The 18,169-nt window shown below is 56.9% G+C and carries 11 protein-coding genes; 1 reads left to right on the forward strand and 10 read right to left on the reverse strand.

What is annotated here, in order from left to right:
* Positions 1-4 precede the first annotated feature (4 nt).
* Positions 5-778 (reverse strand): cyclic-guanylate-specific phosphodiesterase, encoded by a 774-nt coding sequence (pdeH, locus tag ACQG2Q_RS24275; protein ID WP_015571521.1) that lies wholly within the window; start codon positions 776-778, stop codon positions 5-7.
* A gap of 230 nt (positions 779-1,008) precedes the next feature.
* On the opposite strand from pdeH, the gene ACQG2Q_RS24280 reads away from it, so the two are divergent.
* A complete protein-coding gene (locus ACQG2Q_RS24280; RefSeq protein WP_022649722.1) occupies positions 1,009-1,938 on the forward strand; it encodes a sugar kinase in 930 nt (309 codons plus the stop codon).
* A 307-nt stretch (positions 1,939-2,245) separates the two neighbouring features.
* Here the strand turns inward: ACQG2Q_RS24280 and ACQG2Q_RS24285 are convergent, their stop codons facing one another.
* From ACQG2Q_RS24285 to bcsR, 9 genes are all read right to left on the reverse strand, one after another.
* Positions 2,246-3,736, reverse strand: coding sequence for a M16 family metallopeptidase (locus ACQG2Q_RS24285; protein ID WP_038416892.1), 1,491 nt, complete (start codon positions 3,734-3,736; stop codon positions 2,246-2,248).
* Between the two features lie 221 nt (positions 3,737-3,957).
* A complete protein-coding gene (gene dctA / locus ACQG2Q_RS24290) occupies positions 3,958-5,244 on the reverse strand; it encodes a C4-dicarboxylate transporter DctC (protein ID WP_022649724.1) in 1,287 nt (428 codons plus the stop codon).
* Positions 5,245-5,403: 159 nt separating this feature from the next.
* Positions 5,404-7,410, reverse strand: coding sequence for a biofilm formation regulator HmsP (gene hmsP, locus ACQG2Q_RS24295; protein WP_063850344.1), 2,007 nt, complete (start codon positions 7,408-7,410; stop codon positions 5,404-5,406).
* Between the two features lie 120 nt (positions 7,411-7,530).
* The gene (gene bcsC, locus ACQG2Q_RS24300) at positions 7,531-11,013 is read right to left on the reverse strand and encodes a cellulose synthase complex outer membrane protein BcsC (protein ID WP_063151251.1); all 3,483 of its coding nucleotides are present in this window, start codon (positions 11,011-11,013) and stop codon (positions 7,531-7,533) included.
* Positions 10,995-12,101, reverse strand: coding sequence for a cellulose synthase complex periplasmic endoglucanase BcsZ (bcsZ, locus tag ACQG2Q_RS24305; protein ID WP_023298840.1), 1,107 nt, complete (start codon positions 12,099-12,101; stop codon positions 10,995-10,997). Before bcsZ ends, bcsC begins: the two co-directional genes overlap by 19 nt.
* Positions 12,102-12,107: 6 nt before the next feature.
* Positions 12,108-14,531 carry a cellulose biosynthesis cyclic di-GMP-binding regulatory protein BcsB gene (gene bcsB, locus ACQG2Q_RS24310; protein ID WP_074169658.1) on the reverse strand — a complete coding sequence of 808 codons (2,424 nt, stop codon included), beginning with the start codon at positions 14,529-14,531 and terminating at the stop codon, positions 12,108-12,110.
* A gap of 10 nt (positions 14,532-14,541) precedes the next feature.
* Positions 14,542-17,157: a UDP-forming cellulose synthase catalytic subunit gene (gene bcsA / locus ACQG2Q_RS24315; RefSeq protein ID WP_023298842.1), complete on the reverse strand. Its 2,616-nt coding sequence runs from the start codon at positions 17,155-17,157 to the stop codon at positions 14,542-14,544.
* Positions 17,154-17,906, reverse strand: coding sequence for a cellulose biosynthesis protein BcsQ (gene bcsQ / locus ACQG2Q_RS24320; protein WP_023298843.1), 753 nt, complete (start codon positions 17,904-17,906; stop codon positions 17,154-17,156). Before bcsQ ends, bcsA begins: the two co-directional genes overlap by 4 nt.
* A gap of 11 nt (positions 17,907-17,917) precedes the next feature.
* Entirely contained in the window at positions 17,918-18,106 is a 189-nt protein-coding gene (gene bcsR / locus ACQG2Q_RS24325; RefSeq protein WP_022649731.1) for a cellulose biosynthesis protein BcsR, read from the reverse strand.
* Positions 18,107-18,169 lie beyond the last annotated feature (63 nt).

An 18,169-nucleotide genomic window follows, 5' to 3' on the forward strand; every position in this document is an offset into this window, starting at 1 on the left:
CAGATCAGAGGGTGGTTATCACCTTTTCCAGGGTATCCATGGGGACAGGACGAGAGAGGAAATAACCCTGTGCCGCCGCTGCCGGAGAATTTTGCACGTCGCGCCACTCTTCCAGCGTCTCTACGCCTTCCACAATGACGCCCTGGCAATAGCGGTTCATCAGTTGCAGGAGCATCGTAAACAGGTTCCGTCCTTCCGGTGTCTGGCGCAGCATGATAAACAGATCGCGGGCCACTTTGATGTAGTCATAACGCACTTCGCTCAGGGCGGAGAAGTTGGCCATACCGGTACCGAAATCATCCAGCCACAGCGGGCCAAACTCACACATCGAGGCAAATGAGGAGTCCTGCGGCAGCTGAACATGTTCCACCAGCTCGAAGCGCATCCACGGCAGGGTGGCAATCAGCGCCTGCAGCGTCGCATTCTGACGTAACGCCATCAGGGTTGGGCCATCCACGTTCACCGAAGCCAGAATACCGTGCTGCTCGAAGAACGCCTGCTTCGTCGCCAGCATTCTCAACTGCTCTTCCAGCACGTCGATGCGCTGACGCACGGCAACCTCCGCAAAATAGCGGTCCGGCGCGATACGCTGCGAAGGGTTCGATGGATGAGTGACGACCGTTAACACCTCAATTGCCATTAACCGACCGTCAGTACGGTAGATAGGCTGATAGGTGTACGCTCGCTCACATTGCAGCCAGTAGCGATGCTCCTGCAAGTTCTCAATACTTGCCTCAGGCGTAGTGCTCAGCCGCTGGATAACCTGCTCTGACTTCATTTCGGATGTCCTGTTGTATGGGATAGCCTTTCTGGACTCGTCACTGAGTTATCGGCCCGCCAGGTGAGAACTTTATGTTCAATTCAGCGGGAAAATGAAATTAAGATGACAGAAATATGCCGGAACACGCGCTGGCTCAAAAAAAATAATGGAACGTCGTTTTAATATGGTTGACCGTAAAAAACACACAGCGCACACTACCCTTAATTACTCTGTTCAGGTTCACGACTATGTCTAAGAAAATTGCCGTGATTGGCGAATGCATGATTGAGCTGTCCCAGAAAGGCGCGGAAGTCAGCCGCGGTTTTGGCGGCGATACATTGAACACCTCCGTTTACATTGCCCGTCAGGTCGCCCCCGACGCGCTGAGCGTGAGCTACGTTACCGCGCTGGGAACGGACAGCTTCAGCCAGCAGATGCTGGAGGCCTGGCAGGGTGAAAACGTTGAAACTTCGCTGATCCAGCGAATGGAAAACCGTCTGCCGGGTTTGTACTACATCGAAACCGACAGTACCGGCGAGCGCACCTTCTATTACTGGCGTAATGAAGCGGCTGCCAAATTCTGGCTGGAAAGCGATGCCGCCGCTGCGATTTGCGAAGAGCTGGCCACCTTCGATTACCTCTACCTGAGCGGGATCAGCCTGGCGATCCTGAGCCAGCAGAGCCGTGAAAAGCTGCTGTCACTGCTGCGCGAATGCCGTGCCAATGGCGGTAAGGTGATTTTCGATAACAACTACCGTCCACGTTTGTGGGCCAGCCGCGAAGAGACGCAGCAGGTCTACCAGCAGATGCTCGAATGCACCGATATCGCCTTCCTGACGCTGGATGATGAAGATGCTCTGTGGGGCGAAAAACCGGTTGATGAGGTCATCGCCCGGACGCAGGCTGCCGGGGTCAGCGAAGTGGTGATCAAGCGCGGGGCGGAGTCTTGCCTGGTGGCGGTTGCAGGTGAAGCCGTGACAGAGGTCCCGGCGGTGAAGCTGGCGAAAGAGAAAGTGATCGATACCACTGCGGCGGGAGATTCTTTCAGCGCGGGGTATCTGGCGGTACGTCTGACGGGAGGTACGCCGGAAGCGGCGGCGCAGCGCGGTCATTTAACGGCCAGCACGGTGATTCAGTATCGCGGAGCGATTATTCCGCGCGAGGCGATGCCTGCTTAAGGAATGGGCGGGCTGATGCCCTCACCCTCTCCCACAGGGCTGAGGGTTCCCCACAAATTAATGCGAGCACTGAGCAATCCCCTCGCCCCTCCGGGGAGAGGGTAGGGTGAGGGGAACATACGGAGGTGGTGGTCATTCCGTTCACTTTATGTTCCTTGCTACTCTGTAACGACATGACCGGTGAACGTGCCAGGGTGGCTCAGGGCATCGCTGACAGCCCTCAGTCATTTAGAAAGCAACTTTATTGCTTCTGCATAAAAAAATTACTGGGGATCCCTCAGCCCACAAGGAGAGGGAACGCAGGGCCTTACTGGCCCTGCGGAATATCGCTCGCATCCTGGTGCAAATCATCGGCCGCCGCCTGTACTGGCTGCGACGGCGTCGCCATGATGGCGTTCCAGGTGGCCTTTAACTCTTTCATGTCATATTCCGGCTCACCTTTCGGCTGCAACAGAATCAACGCCATATCCTGAGACAGCTGCTGCCGCAGATCCTGATTCAGCATCTCCACGGTCAGACCGTTCAGGAAATCCTGACGCAATTTCTGATACTGCTCCGGCGCGATATCCACGACCTGATTCTGTAAGGAGCGAATGCGCTGGCTGATTAAGATATCGGTATCGGCGCGGGCATAGGTGGCAAACAGTTTCTGCAATTCGAGGGATTTCTGCGCCACCAGCGCGTTAAATTCCTCTTCAGACAGGCCCTCTTTACGCACTTTAGCCAGCTCTTTCGCCACCACGCCGAGATTGGCATTCAGCTTATCACCCGGCGATTCGACGTTAATGGCGCACTGGGCGCGCTGGAACAGCACGCGGCAGTCAAAGCCCAGACCAATGTCTTTCACGTTGTTCTTGCTGAGCGTCTGCTGAACATGCCAGAACAGCGCTTCACGCGCCAGGTCCGCACGCCAGTAACGCAACAGCGCCGAGGACTCGCGGATCGGCTGCCAGGCGGTATCCCACATCATCGAAAGACGATCCTGACGCACGGTATCCGTCATGATACTGACCGTCTCAGGACGCAGCGGGGACAAAGTAGGAACAGGGGCGGGCGTTTCACGCTTCCCTTTTAGATCGCCAAAGGCTTTGTTGATCTGCTCTATCACCGCACGGCTGTCCACGTTGCCCACTACAATGAGGGTCATGGCATCCGGGGTGTACCACTGCTGGTAGAAAGATTTCACCTGCGCGGCATCAACCGGCTGTTTCAGCGGTTCTGCCGGGTCGTGTCCAAGCAGCGTGGACCCTTTCAGGCGGTAGCGCCACCAGCCTTCTTTGGTATCCGTCGGCCAGGTCGCCACCATGTCGCTGTTGCTCAACGCATAGTTTACGGTCTCAGGCGTAATCGCCAGTTTGCCGGTGGCATCGGATAGATAGGTAAGCGCTTCTTTAAGCAGATCGTTACGGTTGTTGGGCAGGCTCAGATTAAACATGGTGTAGTCATAGGAGACCACAGCCGGGGGCAGCGGGCGTTTAGGATCGATGGCCTGTTGCCATAAAGAACGCACCTGAACCGCCTGCAAACTGCCGCTCTGGGTGAGCGCCAATCGAGGAATAAAATGGCTTAAGCCGGTCTGCTGGGTGCTTTCTGTGAGGGAGCCGGTATTCACAGCCAGACGAATTTCAATGCGATCGCTCGGACGTTGCGGAGTGGATAACACCTGCCACTGGAATCCGTTCGCCAGTGTTCCCTGTTGCCAGGCCGGGTCTGGCTGGAGCGCATCTGCCTGCACATAACTGGCTGCTGCCATCATCAGCAAACCGCCGGTTAAGAGTCGAATTTTTGTGCCCTGCATGTGAACCCCTGATCAACATTCCTGGTTAAAGAGAGTGTCTCGCGACGTGAGCACTCAAAGATGACGATGAAAACCTTCCGATTAGACAGCGTGTTCGGCTAAACGTCACGGGCGGAAGCGAAATATACCCAAAAAAATTTTGTCGAAATATGACAGGTATGAGCGGTTATTATGCGCAGGTGCCCGCATCCCCACAAGGGAATACGGGCATTTATGAGGGATTAAGAGGATAAACCGGGGGTTTTGTCCTCAGATGTGCGATTATTCAGCGTATCGTTAAGTTTCTTGTGATCCAGCTCTTTTACCCACTTCGCCACCACAACCGTCGCCACACCATTACCAATCAGGTTGGTTAACGCGCGGGCTTCAGACATAAAGCGGTCGATACCGAGGATCAGGGCCAAACCCGCCACCGGCAGATGGCCAACTGCTGAGATAGTGGCCGCCAGCACGATAAATCCGCTACCCGTTACGCCCGCCGCCCCTTTCGAGGAGAGCAGGAGGACGACCAGCAGCGTAATCTGATGGAAGATATCCATGTGGCTGTTGGTGGCCTGAGCAATAAAGACCGCCGCCATCGTCAGGTAAATCGAGGTGCCGTCCAGGTTAAAGGAGTAGCCCGTAGGAATAACCAGCCCCACCACTGACTTACGGCAGCCCAGCTTTTCCATTTTATCGAGCATACGCGGCAGCGCGGACTCAGAAGAGGATGTGCCGAGGACAATCAGCAGCTCTTCACGAATGTAACGGATAAATTTGAAGATGCTGAAGCCGGTCGCACGAGCGATGGAGCCGAGCACCACCACCACAAACAGAATACAGGTGATATAGAAGCAGATAATCAGCTGGCCAAGCTGTACCAGCGTGCCGACGCCGTATTTCCCGATGGTGAAGGCCATCGCGCCAAAGGCACCAATCGGGGCCAGACGCATAATCATGTTGATGATGCCGAAGATAACCTGCGAGAAGCTTTCAATGACGTTAAAAATCAGCTGACCTTTGCTGCCAAGACGGTGCAGGGCAAAGCCAAACAGCACGGCAAACAGCAGTACCTGGAGGATATTTCCGCTGGCGAACGCGCCAATCACGCTGCTCGGGATCACGTCCAGCAGGAAGGCAACAATCCCCTGATCTTTCGCCTGTTCAGCGTAAACCGCCACCGCTTTCGCATCCAGCGTGGCCGGGTCAACGTTCATGCCCGCGCCAGGTTGTACCACGTTGACAATAATCAGGCCGATAATCAGCGCGATGGTACTGACAATCTCGAAGTACAGCAGGGCAACCGCCCCCGTACGCCCGACCGCCTTCATGCTTTCCATGCCAGCGATACCGGTCACCACGGTACAGAAGATGACCGGCGCGATGATCATTTTGATGAGTTTAACGAACGCGTCGCCAAGCGGTTTCATTTGCGCGCCCAGCTCCGGGTAGTAGTGACCGAGCAGAATACCGATGGCGATGGCTGTCAGGACCTGGAAGTAAAGACTTTTGAAGAGTGAGGTTTTCATAGGGTGTCCCTGGAAAGAATAACTACAGGCTTTGTAAGGTTATGGTTAACCTGCGGCTTTAAAATAACACCCACATAACAGGACAGAAATAAACGGGGTTCAAATTTGAAACACAAATGTTAAGAACTTTGAGCTGGCTCGCACAAGCCAGCAACAAAATTACACTTTTGCGTTATTGCCAGCGTCGGCGAGATAGCGTCGCTCAAAGGTATCCGTCGGCACGGCGCGGCCAAACAGGAAGCCCTGACCGCTCTCCACACCCGCCGCAGCCAGCCACTCGCGCTGGGCTTCGGCCTCAATACCTTCGGCAGTCACGTGCAGGTTCAGGCTGTGCGCCATCTGGATAATGGCCTGCACCAGGCTGCAATCCTCCGGCAGCCCTTTCACAAAGGTTTTGTCGATTTTCAGGACGTCCACCGGCAGGGTTTTCATGTGCTGGAGCTGACGCAGGCCGGAATACCCCATACCAAAATCGTCAAGCGCAATGCGGATCCCGGCATTACGCAGCGGTTTCAGAATGGCGACAGCGTCGTCAGGATTGTCAATACAACGGCTCTCGGTGACTTCCAGGATCAACGTGTGGGGCTGGATGCGGTAGCGATGGATCAACTCGAGCATATCCGGCACCATAGTCGGGTGCATCAGCTGTAGCGCAGAAAGATTCACCGACAGCGGCAGCGTGATGCCCCGTTGTTGCCAGGCCGCAAGCTGGCGGCACGACTCTTCCAGCACCCAGTATCCGACGGTGACCATCAGTCCGCAGGACTCGATACGTTCGATCATCCCCTCAGGCAGCTCCCACGTGCCGTCCGGCTGCTGCATGCGCAGCAACGCTTCGGCGCTGGTCACTTCACCCGTGCGCAAATCCACCTGCGGCTGTAGCCAGAGCGCAAACTGGCGATTGTCCATCGCCGTCAGAATGTCGCTCTCTTCCGTCAGGCGCTGCTGGGCTTTTTCCATTTGCTCCGGATCAAAGAACTGGATCTGGTTTTTGCCTTTTCGGCGCGCGGTAAACGCTGCTGAGAAAGCCCGACGGTATAACTGCTCGGCGGTCAGACCACCGTGGTACATTGCGATACCAATGCTGGCACTTGGGCGTAGCTGGATACCCTGAATGGGTAGCCGCTCATTTATGACAGTGAGTACTTGCTGACCTAGCGTAATAGCGTGCCACGGCTCTTTTACACCGTGCGCAATCACCACCAGGTCATAGCCGCTGACCTGGGTAAGTACCATGCGCGGCGCCAGCACAGATTTGATTTTTTCCACCAGCGTCAGTAATAGCATCTCGCGCTGGCTCTCTTTCAGCACGCCCGTCTTGTCCTGCAAGGTCTCGCAGGCAATCACCATCAGCGCGGTAGTCTGCTGGCGAGCGACGGTCTGCTCCAGCAGGGCCATTAAAAACGCTTTGTTTGGCAGGTCGGAAACCGGGAAACGGGTGGCGTTATTACTGACCTCTTCCTGCTGACGCAGGACACGCTGCTGGTTGATATTGTAACTGCGGACCAGCATGCCGATTTCATCGTCGTGATGCAGACGCGGCAAGGGAAGCTGATGCCCCATATGCTCCTGCGGAGAGAGGTCATTCAGCTCCCGGGCTATGCGGCGCAACGGATGCACAATTAACCGGTTGATGCACCACGTCAGCGCCACGCTCAACATTAAGGTTAAAAGTAAGTAAGTAGTCACTAACGTAGCAACCCAACTCATGACGAATTTATACATGCGGTACGAGTCCGCCTGTAGTACCAGATAGGCCAGCGGCTGCGGGTTAGCCGGTCTTTCCAGGGAATAGAGAGGCAGGGAAATCTGCACCGGCAGTTCAAACAGGCGCATCACCATCATCGGGACGGGACGCTCCGGGATAAAGCTCATCCGCAGCGCCTGGAACTGGTTCGGCAGCACGACGTCGGCGCGGCTCACGATACCGGCGGGCTGAATGCGCTTCAGGATGGATTCCGCCTCGGGGATATCCCCTTTCAGGATCGAGGCCGACAGGGGTTCCCGCACCGAGCGGGCAATACTTTCCAGTTGCGAAGCCGTGTTATAGCGATTCTGCTGTACGGAATGAAACAGCAAAATGACGCAGAAGATGAAGACAAACAGCATTGTGACGGCAGACACCATCGCCATCTGTTTGATCGTTAAGGAACGGCTGACACGCAAAATGACTCTCCACAAAACTCGAAGCGCAGGGCGCACCAGGGCGTAAACCTGGTGCGCCCGAGTATACCCGATAGCTGCACTTTTAAGAGAGACTTACAATTAGATTAAGCAAAAATCCGATCACCAGTCTGCATAAGGCACCAGCGGTTCCGGCGGTAAGTCCATATCACCCTGCCAGCCTGCGGCAGAATACCGAACATAGAGCAGCGCATGGCTCGGGGTATAGTCTTTCGCTTCCTGAATATCGACGCCCAGACCGACAAACCAGTTGGACGTCACACGGCGTTCAACAATCGCCCTTGCGGTATAACCCGTCCCTGACGAGCTACTTCCGGTTCCCATCACACCTTTATCGGTATAACGGCCTGGCTCATTGTCCGGGATCAGCCCCTGCAACGGATAACGCATCACATCTTTTGTTTTTGAATGGGACCATGAGACGGAACCGCCCAGTTCCCATGACCAGTTCTCTGTGCGTTTACGCCAGTTCACCGGTAAGGCGAACGACACATACTCCTGGGGACTGTAGTAACCGCCCTGGCCCAGCGAATAGCCACTTAAATCCTTATCGTAATGCCAGAGCATGTTGGACACACCGACCGTCAGACGCTCGTTGTTCTGATTGATAAGCTTGTAGTAATAGCCGGTCATCCAGCGGACCCGCCAGTTATCTTCGACATTCTTCCCGGTGAGGCTGTCGGCACTCAGGCTTGACCAGATCCCGTTAGCTTCGCCTTTGTCGTAGCTCATGCTCACGCCGCCACCGGTAGCACGCACGCCGCCCCAGGTGGTGTCGGTATTGGGATCTTTTTGCCCGGCGAAGGCCAGCACAGAGCTGGAAATCGGACGACGATGGGCGTTCAGGGTGTAGCCAATCGGCCCCAAGTCGTTGCTGTAGCTCAGGCTGCCCACCACATCGACCACGTCGAAGCCCATCGGCGTTGTACCGATGTCCCACGCCCAGGTGTTGTTCTGCCAGCCGACGGCCACGCTGGCGCCGTTGGCCGACTGGTTCGTGCTGCCGTGACATGGCGTTTCGGCGCAGGTACCCCACGTTGGATCGTAGGTTCCATTGTCCGTATCAAAGGAACCGGCGTTCATATTGACCAGATCGCTACGGAAGAACATGCGGCCATCCGATAGCGGCGCATCCACCTGGAGCATAGTGGTGTGCGCTTTCAGGTCGGAATAGCCCCCCGTGCCGCTGGATCCCCAGTAGTCGTGTTGCAGCGTGACGTTCAGATCCTGCTGACGATAAAGATCGCCTGCATCGCTGCGCACGCCGCGCTTCAGCCAGTCATCTTTCTCATCGTTACGCGTAAGACGCGTAAAGCTGTCGTTATCGGTCGGACGGGTCGTCGTGATGCCCGATGAGACCATCGCATCCTTCCAGGTGTCCAGCGCCTGCTGAGGCTGACCATTTTGTGCCTGGAAGCGGGCGGCATCACGCATCACCAGCGCACTTTCCATAGAAGGCGGCTGCGATTTTGCCTGCGGAAGAATGGTGTTGAAGGTCTTTTCTGCCGCGGCTGAATCGCCCAGACCGGCCTGCGCCATGGCGATCCGGCGCTGCATATTGAGGGAGAGCGGTTCGCCGTTTTGTGCCGCGGGCAGTTTCGCCAGCTCAGCGCGAGCGGCGTCCCTGTTGCCCTGAGCAAGATTGACTTCGGTCAGGCCGAGAATTGCGTCTTCGTTCTGCGGTTCCCGTTGCAGGACGGTGTTGTAGGCGGTTTTCGCGGCCTCGTGATCGCCACGCTGTTCAGCCCAGTCCGCCAGCGTTAAGTCAATACGGGTGGACGGGGGCTGCTGGCGAAGCAGCGCTTCCGCCTCCTGCTCTTTTCCACCGTCGCGCAGGCGGTTGGCGTTTTCCAGCACCTGGTTACTTTGCAGGCGGTCCGCCAGCGCCTGGATGTTGCCGTTCCACTTGTCGCGCGGCAGCGTGTTCAGATGCGCCAGCGCGGCCCGGTCCCGATCGTTACCGGACAGGTACAGCCCGCTGGCGTAAACCTGATCCGGATCGCCCGGTTTCTGGCTTGCCAGCTGACGCATCAGGTTATCCGCCTGGCTGCGCTGACCCGCGCTATACAGATCGCGTGATAGCCGGTAGGTGATCCACACGTCGCCCGGGGAAAGCGCAAGGCGTCGGCGCTGAATTTCTGCGGCCTGCGCATAGTTTCCCTGGCTTTCCAGCTGTTCAGCCTGAGCCGAGAGCTGCTCGTTCGTCAGGCTACGTTCAATATCATCAATGCTGCGGCGCTGGCTGGCAGAGAGCGACTGAATAAACTGCGTCGCCTTCTCCGGAGACTGCTCGCGATAAATATTGGCAAGACCGCGTACCGCGTTGCTGTTGCCGCTGTCCATCCGCAATGCCTGGCGATAATAGCGTTCAGCCGCGTCGTTATCTTTGCGCGCCGCCGCCGCGTCACCCAGCCCCAGGACCGCGTAGCTGTCCGTATTGTCAATGTTGCGCGCCTGCTGATAATAGCGTTCCGCCTGGGCTGTCTTGTTGGCTTTCAGGGCGTTATCACCCTGCTGGATCAGCAGCCAGTATCGGTTAACCTTCAGCAGGCTGTCCCATTTGCCCCGGTTGTCGCTCTGCGGATCGAGGGCGATCGCCTTTTCAAACTGCGCAACCGCGCGGGCGCGATCGCCTTTCTGCGAATAGGCCTGCCCCAGCGCGCCTACGGCTTCACTGTCGGCGTGGTTGGCGCTGACTGCTTTCTGCAACTCCGTTACCGCTTTACTGCCCTGCCCGGCATCCACTGCGGCTAACCCTTCGGCTTTGGCGCGAAACGCCGGATCGGCGAGCTGTTTTTGCTGCGCTTCAAGCTGGGCGCGCGCCGCCGTCACGTTATCGCCATCGCTGAACACGCTCAGGTATTGTTGCAGCGCGGTAACGCTGGCGCTGCTGGCCGGCTGATCTTTGATCTGCTGGTACCACATGTCCGACGCCTGACTGCGGCCATTGTTCGATTTGGCCATCTCCTGTAAAACCGCAAACCCTTCATCACGCCGTCCACTCTGGAACAGAAGCTGCGCCAGCGAAGCCTGTAGCGGGGCGTTGCCCGGACTGCTGGCGTTGATTTTCTTCAGCTGATTAATGGCCAGATTGCGGCGGGCAGGCTCTTTCGCCACCACGTTCCAGTACTCCGTCGCGATGTCGCCGCTGGGCGGATTACCGTCAAACAGTTTGTCATACGCGGCAATAGCTTCCTGCGTGTGCCCGGTGGTGGCGAGCAGGCGAGCCTGCTGGAGGGCCTGGCGACCATCCGGCGTGGAGAGCAGCATGGTCGTACGGGAGGACTGGTACGCACTGGAATCGGGTGCCATTCCTTTCAGGCGATCCAGCTCTTTTTGCGCGCCCGCCGTATCCCCCTGTCGTAACAGGTAGCGGAAGCGAGCGGCAATCACGTCCGGGTTGTTGGGGTCGATCAGCTCAAGGCGATAGAGCGACTGGCGCACCAAATCCTCACGCTGGGTGGATTCCCCCAGACGAACCTGTTCCAGCAGCTGTCTCTGCTGCGGGGAGTTGGCGGCCTGGGCCAGGGGCATGAGCGCCAGGCCAAGCGATAAGGCGAGTAGATTTAGTGTGAACGTGCGCATTCCTGGCCCCAATCCGGTAGTAATTCACCTTGCGCGGTGAAACGAAAACGATGCTGATCCCACCCTTGTCCAAAGAGGGTCAGAACGTAGCTGTAATAAGCATTGTTATCGGGAAAACGATCGGCGACACGCTGGCGTTGCACCGCCTGCGCGTCCCGTTCTTGTAAAAATGGAAGCAGGGAGGCAGAAAACCCTACCGGCCCATCTCCGGTACGTTTTCCGGTCGCTACGTCCACTTTTTCCGGCGGTAAGCCTTGTTTGATTGTGGTGGTCGCCATGGGCTTGAAACGCGCCAGTAGCCGGGCTTTCTGCGGATCGTTATCGTTCATCATACCTACCCACAGATAGACGCGAATCGCATCGTAACTGCCGATCAGGGTCGTATCCTGCTTCAACTGCCAGCCGCCCTTTTTCTGGTATTTCACCCAGTTCGGGGAAAATCCTTTTGGCGCGGTCTCCAGCAGCAGACGCAGGTTGGTTTCACGGAGCGTTGTCCACGGTGCGCCGAAACGGGTGAAATAGCTCGCAAGCTGCGGCGGCAGGTAGCTGGGGTTGAAGCGCCAGACACTCTCTTCGGCAAAACCGACTTTACCCGGCAGCAGCATAGAACCCAGCCCCGGCACCTTCACCACTTCCTCACTGGCAATGCGCGTCAACAGCGCCTTACCCGTGCGCGTGTAATCGGGATTTTTCCACAGCCGCCCGGCTTCCAGCAGCGACCAGGCAATCCAGATATCGGCATCGGACGCGGAGTTAGGGTCGATAACCGCCCAGGTGTTGTCGTCCTTTTTCCCCCACAGCCACGCCGGGAGATGTTGGGCTAAATCCCCCTCGGCAAGGTTATCGCGCGTCCATGTCAGCAGCAGATCGAACGCCTTGCGATCGTTTGCTGCCAGGGCAAAGAACAGTCCATAGCTTTGCCCTTCGGAGGTGGTGATTTTGCGCGCGTCACTGGGATCAATGACGCGCCCACTTTCGCTCATATAATCCTGCTTGAACGTCTCCCAGGCAGGCCAGCGACAGGCGGCATGCAGATTCGCCGCCGCCAGCATCAACGCTGCGACTACACACCCGCGAAAGATTTTCATCACGGCTTACTCATGGTCCGGGTTAAGACGACGACGGCTGATGATTCGCAGCAGACGCCACAATACCCACGCCAGCAATACAACGCTGAGCGCAGCCAGCACGGCCAGCAGCACCGGGTGGTTAGAGAGGGCGTACCACAGGCGTTCGAACCACGGCAGATGACCGACGTAGTAGACATCCCCCACGCGCAGGCTGTTTACCCCCGACTCACGGATCACCGAGACGGAACCGAACATTGCCGCCCGTTTACCGCTGTCGTTCATGGCCGTGTTGAGCAGCTCATAGCCGCGCGGGCTGTCCGCAAGCAGGGCGATCACGCTGCGCTGGTCGTTATACGGAGACTGGAAGCCGACAATCGCAGCCATTGGACCCGTTGAGCTTACGGTCGTCCTGATATTGGCCTGACGATCGCCGCTGTCCGGCATGATGCTCGGGAACTCGGTCTGACGCAGCGGCGTGTTGACCCATGACTGAGCCGCCTGCACCAGCAGATCGACGCGCTTCTCGTCTTTCAGCTTGTCCGGAATGTTGCCGATGACCATGATATCGGCATCTTTGTTCTGGATCTGGCTACCGTCATCCGTCACCGTCACGTTGATAGCCGGTAAGCCGGTTTGCGCCCCGACGGTGCCCATGGTGTCCAGCAGCGTGGCAACCTGGCCTTCGTTGGCCGCTTTTGGCATCACGATAATCGATTCAGAGAGATCAGCCATGCGGCTGAACGGGAAACTGGCGTTAGCAAACGCACGCAGATCCGGCATCGCGATAAAGTGGTAATACTTCGAGAAGTCGATTGTGGAATCATCACCAATCACCACGTGGTTTTGCACCGGCTGGAAGGTAATACAGTTTTCCACCGATCCACCCGGCATCGGGTTCATGTACTGGAAGTTAAACCGCAGCTGGTTCACCGCACCGAGCTTCAGCGCCGGGATCGACACATCGGTTTTACCATCCAGCAGCCCCTGCAATACAGGCAGACGAAGCATCAACCGGTTTGTCTCCTGGCTGCTGGTCAGGCTGAAGGATTGCAGGAACTGGTTGTTGAGGCTGATATCCATGCGCGAGCTGTCTTTGGTTACCGGCGCGGTGTAACGGTAGTTCAGGTTGATATCAATACCGTTGGTGCGCAGCAGATAGAGATCCGGCGGCAGGTTCAGCGACAGGCTGACAGGAGAAGGTTCAAGCCCGGTTGACTGCAATTGCTCTTCATAGGTTTTCAGCTCGCCGAAGGTAATCGCGCGGTCGGTGCGGACCCAGTTCGGCGCATCATAAGGCTTACGTGCCAGCAGCGGTTTCACCTCATCCACCACGACGCTATTACCGCGGAACAGGATATTGCCCTGCGCAATGCCTTTTGCCGCCTGCACCAGATCTTTATCATCACGCCCGAAGATCACCAGCAGCTTCACGTACGGATTGTCGGGATGGCTGATCATCTCGATGGTGGGCGCTTTCACCTCTGGATGGTCCCGCAGGAATGCCGGGCGTTTGGCGTTGGTGGCAAACACAATCGCGTTTTTGTCCGGCATTTTGTCGTACATAACCGGGAAACTCTGGCCACGCCAGCCGGAGCGGGAACCAAACCAGGATGCCACGATAGAGGCCGCCAGCTGTTCGGTCACATCAGGAGAGCCCGCAAACACCATTGGCAGGTTCAGTGGACGGTTATCACGCGGGTCGAAGAACGGCACCGGGAAGGCGGAGAGATCGTTTTTCAACGCCAGCGGCTGATAGGTCATCTGAAGCGAAGAGTTACGACCAACATCCAGCCACAGGGTGCTGCTGGCCGGGTTTTCACAGACATCGCGGTAATGGCCGACAAATTCCAGACGCACGCGGTTAAAGTCGGTGATAAACAGCGGGTTAATCGGCACCTGAGCCAGGGTTTTCTTACCCAGTTGCTCTTTGGTGACGGGCAGGACGTCCATCAGCTCATCATTCAGATAGACCTTAAGCTGGGATTGCACCGGCAGCAGCGACGGCGATGGCGTGTATTCCAGGTTGAGCATCGCTTTCGACACGACTTCATCGCTACGCATACCGAATTCGACACCGCCATTTGGGTTGATGCCGCGCAGAACCATGCTGCCCGGAGGAGGCGCGATCTGGGCGAACGTCAGCTTAACGTCACGCGACGGCGTATTTTCCGCAACCACCGGTGCACTGGCTCCCGGCACGCCAGGCATAACCTGCCCAACCACCGGGTTGTCGGCGGGCAGCGTATTCCCCGTCGTCGGCTGATTCGGGACGACGTTTTCCGTCTGCCCCGGCGCCGCCGTCACTACCGGATCGGTCGCTTGCGCGACGACAGGCACCGTTGGCGCGGGTGTGGTCGCTGCGTTATCAGGCGCCGCGTTAGCCACTGTTGCAGGGAGCGCACTCATCCCCATTGCCACTGCACATAACCAGGAAAGTTTTGTTTTCATCGCGTTATCATCATTGTTGAGCCATAACCGGGTCCGCCTGCTTCGCTTCATCTCGCTCAGGTCGACGCGGAATGAACGACACGACCCAGGAAACCAGTGAAGTAAGTGACCGGAAAATTAATTTCACCGACGACGGGGCAAATTCTGCAAGGTGACGATAGCCACGGAACCCCAGCTTAAGAATATCCAGCAGGCTTTCCAGAGGCTTATCCTCAGGGAAGCTGTCCTGCCAGAGAGCCCACGTATCCGCGCGGGCAAACGTACACTGCACAAAATCAATGTGTTGCTTTTTAGTCAGCGGCATCAGTTGCAGACCCACTTCATTTCCTCTCACACGCACCACCTGCGTCGGGAAGACATACTCCTGCTGGCCGCGCTTAAGCAATAGGTTGACCTTCTGCCCCTCAAGCACCTTCGCCTGACCGTTGATCTTGATACCCAGACCGCCATCCGAAAAGTCATGTACGGTACAGGAGAAGAGATGTCCATCGTCGCGGGCAATGGCCGCTGGCATGCTGATTTCGACGCGATGCGCGCGGCGAACCTGTTTGCTCTCCACTGATACCGCCACCGCGCCACCGAGGATAATCAGGTTATAAAACACCCACGCCATACTCACGAAGACCGTCAGAATTTCGTTTTCCGGGCCGTAGAAGTAGCGCCAGACCCCAACAATTACGCCCACAATATTCAGCAGCACCAGGAAGATATAGGGCCGGGAGATCACCCAGTCGACATACTCCTCTTCCACCAGCCCGCCCTTCGCGGTGACGTTGAATTTCCCTTTATGCGGGTTAATCAGCGCCACCATGGTTGGCGGCGCGATATACCAGGCCAGCACCGTTTCGTAGATTTCACTCCAGAACGAATGGCGATATTTCCCCTGAATTTTCGAGTTCGTCAGGCTGGCGTGGATCATGTGCGGCAGAACGAACAGGGCAATCATCAGCGCAGGCGCATAGATGATGTAAGCGTGAAGAAGCAGGAACGCCAGCGGCGCAGTGAGGAAGATAAGCCGAGGAATACCCGACAGGAAGTGGAACATGGCGTTGACGTAGCACAGCCGTTGCGCCAGTTTCAGTCCTTTACCCATCAGTGGGTTATCGAGGCGGAAAATTTGCACCATGCCGCGCGCCCAGCGAATACGCTGGCCGATATGCGCCGACAGGGATTCCGTGGCCAGCCCCGCCGCCTGAGGAATGCGCATGTAGGCGGAGGTATAGCCAAGACGGTGCAGACGCAGCGAAGTGTGCGCATCTTCCGTGACCGTCTCGACGGCGATCCCGCCAATTTCATCCAGCGGTTTACGGCGGATCACCGCACAGGAGCCGCAGAAGAATGTTGCGTCCCACATGTCGTTCCCGTCCTGCACCAGACCATAGAACAGTGTGCCCTCGTTCGGGGTTTTACGAAAACGACCGAGGTTACGTTCAAACGGGTCCGGCGAGAAGAAGTGGTGCGGCGTCTGCATCATCGCCAGCTCTTTCTCCTTCAGGAACCAGCCCATGGTCATTTGCAGGAACGAGCGCGTTGGCACGTGGTCGCAGTCGAAAATAGAGACGAACTCCCCTTTGGCATATTTCAGCGCATTGTTGATGTTACCGGCCTTAGCGTGTTCATGCGTGGTACGGGCGATGTACTCGACCCCTACTTCGTCCGCGAACTGGCGGAACTCGGCGCGGCCACCGTCATCAAGGATCCAGATTTTGATTTTATCCTTCGGCCAGTCGATACCCAGCGCGGCGTAAATGGTGTTTTTCACCACCGACAGGTCTTCGTTGTAGGTCGGCACGAAGAGGTCCACCGTTGGCCACTGGGTCGTGTCTTTTGGCAGCGGCACCGGCTGTCGATTCAGCGGCCAGATAACCTGGAAGTAACCCAGCACCAGCACGATCCAGGCGTAGGTCTCAGCGAACAGCAGCACTAACCCACACACCAGGCTGACCGGATCGTCCCAGTTCAGCGTTGAGGTATATCGCCACCAGATGTAGCGGCAGGAAACGGTCAGCGACAGCACGATCAGCATCAGGGCAGAAAAACGCCCCGGAATGCGCCGCACCAGCAGCGCCACGCCCCACAGCAGGATCAGGAAGGTAAACTGTGCCAGCGGGTTGAAGGGCTGGGTAATACAGACCAGCGCCAGTATGAGCGAGAACACCACCACCACGCCGAGAATAAAACGCCGTAAGCCCGGGTGAAGGTGCCCGAGCTCTTTGTGATTATCTAAATGACCTGTTCTATCGCCAACCCGGTCGGGTAGCCGGTTAAGCCACTGGTGATAGTGTTCACGTAAGTTCTGCACGCGATCGAAGCTGCGCCAGCGTGACGTTTTTTTCTCCGCACCCGTTGAGGTCGCCAGAAGCCAGATGGACTGTATAGCGTAGCGCGCGGGATCGAGCGGACGCGGCTTGTCAGGGTTGATATGCGGATAGAGTTCACCGTGGCGCGCACGAATACGTTGCCAGCGTGGATGTTCGAGGGGGATGAACATCCACGCCAGAATCATCCAGAAGCAGCCCAGCGCAGCGCTCAGCGATGAGGCGCCGTGATGACGGTAATGGCGGTAGCGTTCACTTAAGCGCGAACTGACCGGCGGGATGAGCAACCAGTTGGTCAGGCGGCTCATACTGAACTCCCGGCAGGCTCCGGCCGTTTAGCAAAGTGCAGCAGACACCAGTTGGCCAGCGTCAGGATCTCTTCTGCCGCCAGTGAATCACTACGGTACTCCCCAAGCGGTTGTTTGGAAGCGAGGCACTCCGCCATCGCTTCGTCACGATGAATAACCATTGGCAACAGGCGGCGCTGACTCTGGAGCCAGACCTGGTACAGATCGTCCTGGATCTGGCTGCCAATGCGCAGATCGTTAATCAGAATATGGGCATTGGCAGGCATTGCCTGTTGATGCAGACGGATATGACAATTCGCATCTACGTTCGCAATGGAGAGCACATGGTCGCACTGCGACAGAAGCTGGCGGGTCAGCGACGCGGCGCCGTGCGGCAGGTCCAGCAGGATCCACTGATAGTGTCCGCTCTCTTTCAGACTCTGCAAAGCGGTGGTGAAGCGAGAGAACAGGCGCTGAAACGCAGCTTCATTCCCGCGTTCGGTTTCCGTCATCTGACCAAAGGGAAGCAAATCGAGCTGGGAGGTATAGCGCAAACCCGCATCCCGCCAGTCTTTATCGTCCAGAAGCGCGCGCCCCCAGCCGTTTTCATGCGTAAAGTCGACATTGAATGACATGCGCAGCAAATTATCGGAGCAGGCATCAATAACCAGTACTGATTCACCTAAAACCTGTAATGACCACGCCAGCGCCGCGGTTACGGAAGTTGTACCCACTCCACCACGGACGCCCTGTAATCCTAGTACGGCCATCAATGGCTTCCTTATTGTTGTTGGGCAAACTCAGCTAATAACGGCCAACGTTTAATAGCCGCAGCCAACTGTTCCCGCTGGGAAATATCGGTGTAATCTATTTCAGGCAATGAAAAAGCCTGCGTGAGCGCCAGAAAATCGTTTTGGAATGTGTAACCCAGGCTTGGGTCGACTGGAGTTGCGGGTTCGTTATTTTGCATTCTTATTTCATCCCTTTGAGTAAAATCATAAGATTCAGATGCAGCGAGGCGTCCTGCCCACGA

Origin of the sequence: Enterobacter cloacae complex sp. 370H10 (genome assembly GCF_050031535.1) — a bacterium.
GTDB classification, from domain to species: Bacteria; Pseudomonadota; Gammaproteobacteria; order Enterobacterales; family Enterobacteriaceae; genus Enterobacter; species Enterobacter intestinihominis.

What these genes read in the sequence shown, in the direction of transcription:
- pdeH (WP_015571521.1), bottom strand. Translation starts at nt 778, where the DNA reads ATGAAGTCAGAGCAGGTTATCCAGCGGCTGAGCACTACGCCTGAGGCA.
- ACQG2Q_RS24280 (WP_022649722.1), top strand. Translation starts at nt 1,009, where the DNA reads ATGTCTAAGAAAATTGCCGTGATTGGCGAATGCATGATTGAGCTGTCC.
- ACQG2Q_RS24285 (WP_038416892.1), bottom strand. Translation starts at nt 3,736, where the DNA reads ATGCAGGGCACAAAAATTCGACTCTTAACCGGCGGTTTGCTGATGATG.
- dctA (WP_022649724.1), bottom strand. Translation starts at nt 5,244, where the DNA reads ATGAAAACCTCACTCTTCAAAAGTCTTTACTTCCAGGTCCTGACAGCC.
- bcsC (WP_063151251.1), bottom strand. Translation starts at nt 11,013, where the DNA reads ATGCGCACGTTCACACTAAATCTACTCGCCTTATCGCTTGGCCTGGCG.
- bcsZ (WP_023298840.1), bottom strand. Translation starts at nt 12,101, where the DNA reads ATGAAAATCTTTCGCGGGTGTGTAGTCGCAGCGTTGATGCTGGCGGCG.
- bcsB (WP_074169658.1), bottom strand. Translation starts at nt 14,531, where the DNA reads ATGAAAACAAAACTTTCCTGGTTATGTGCAGTGGCAATGGGGATGAGT.
- bcsA (WP_023298842.1), bottom strand. Translation starts at nt 17,157, where the DNA reads ATGAGCCGCCTGACCAACTGGTTGCTCATCCCGCCGGTCAGTTCGCGC.
- bcsQ (WP_023298843.1), bottom strand. Translation starts at nt 17,906, where the DNA reads ATGGCCGTACTAGGATTACAGGGCGTCCGTGGTGGAGTGGGTACAACT.
- bcsR (WP_022649731.1), bottom strand. Translation starts at nt 18,106, where the DNA reads ATGCAAAATAACGAACCCGCAACTCCAGTCGACCCAAGCCTGGGTTAC.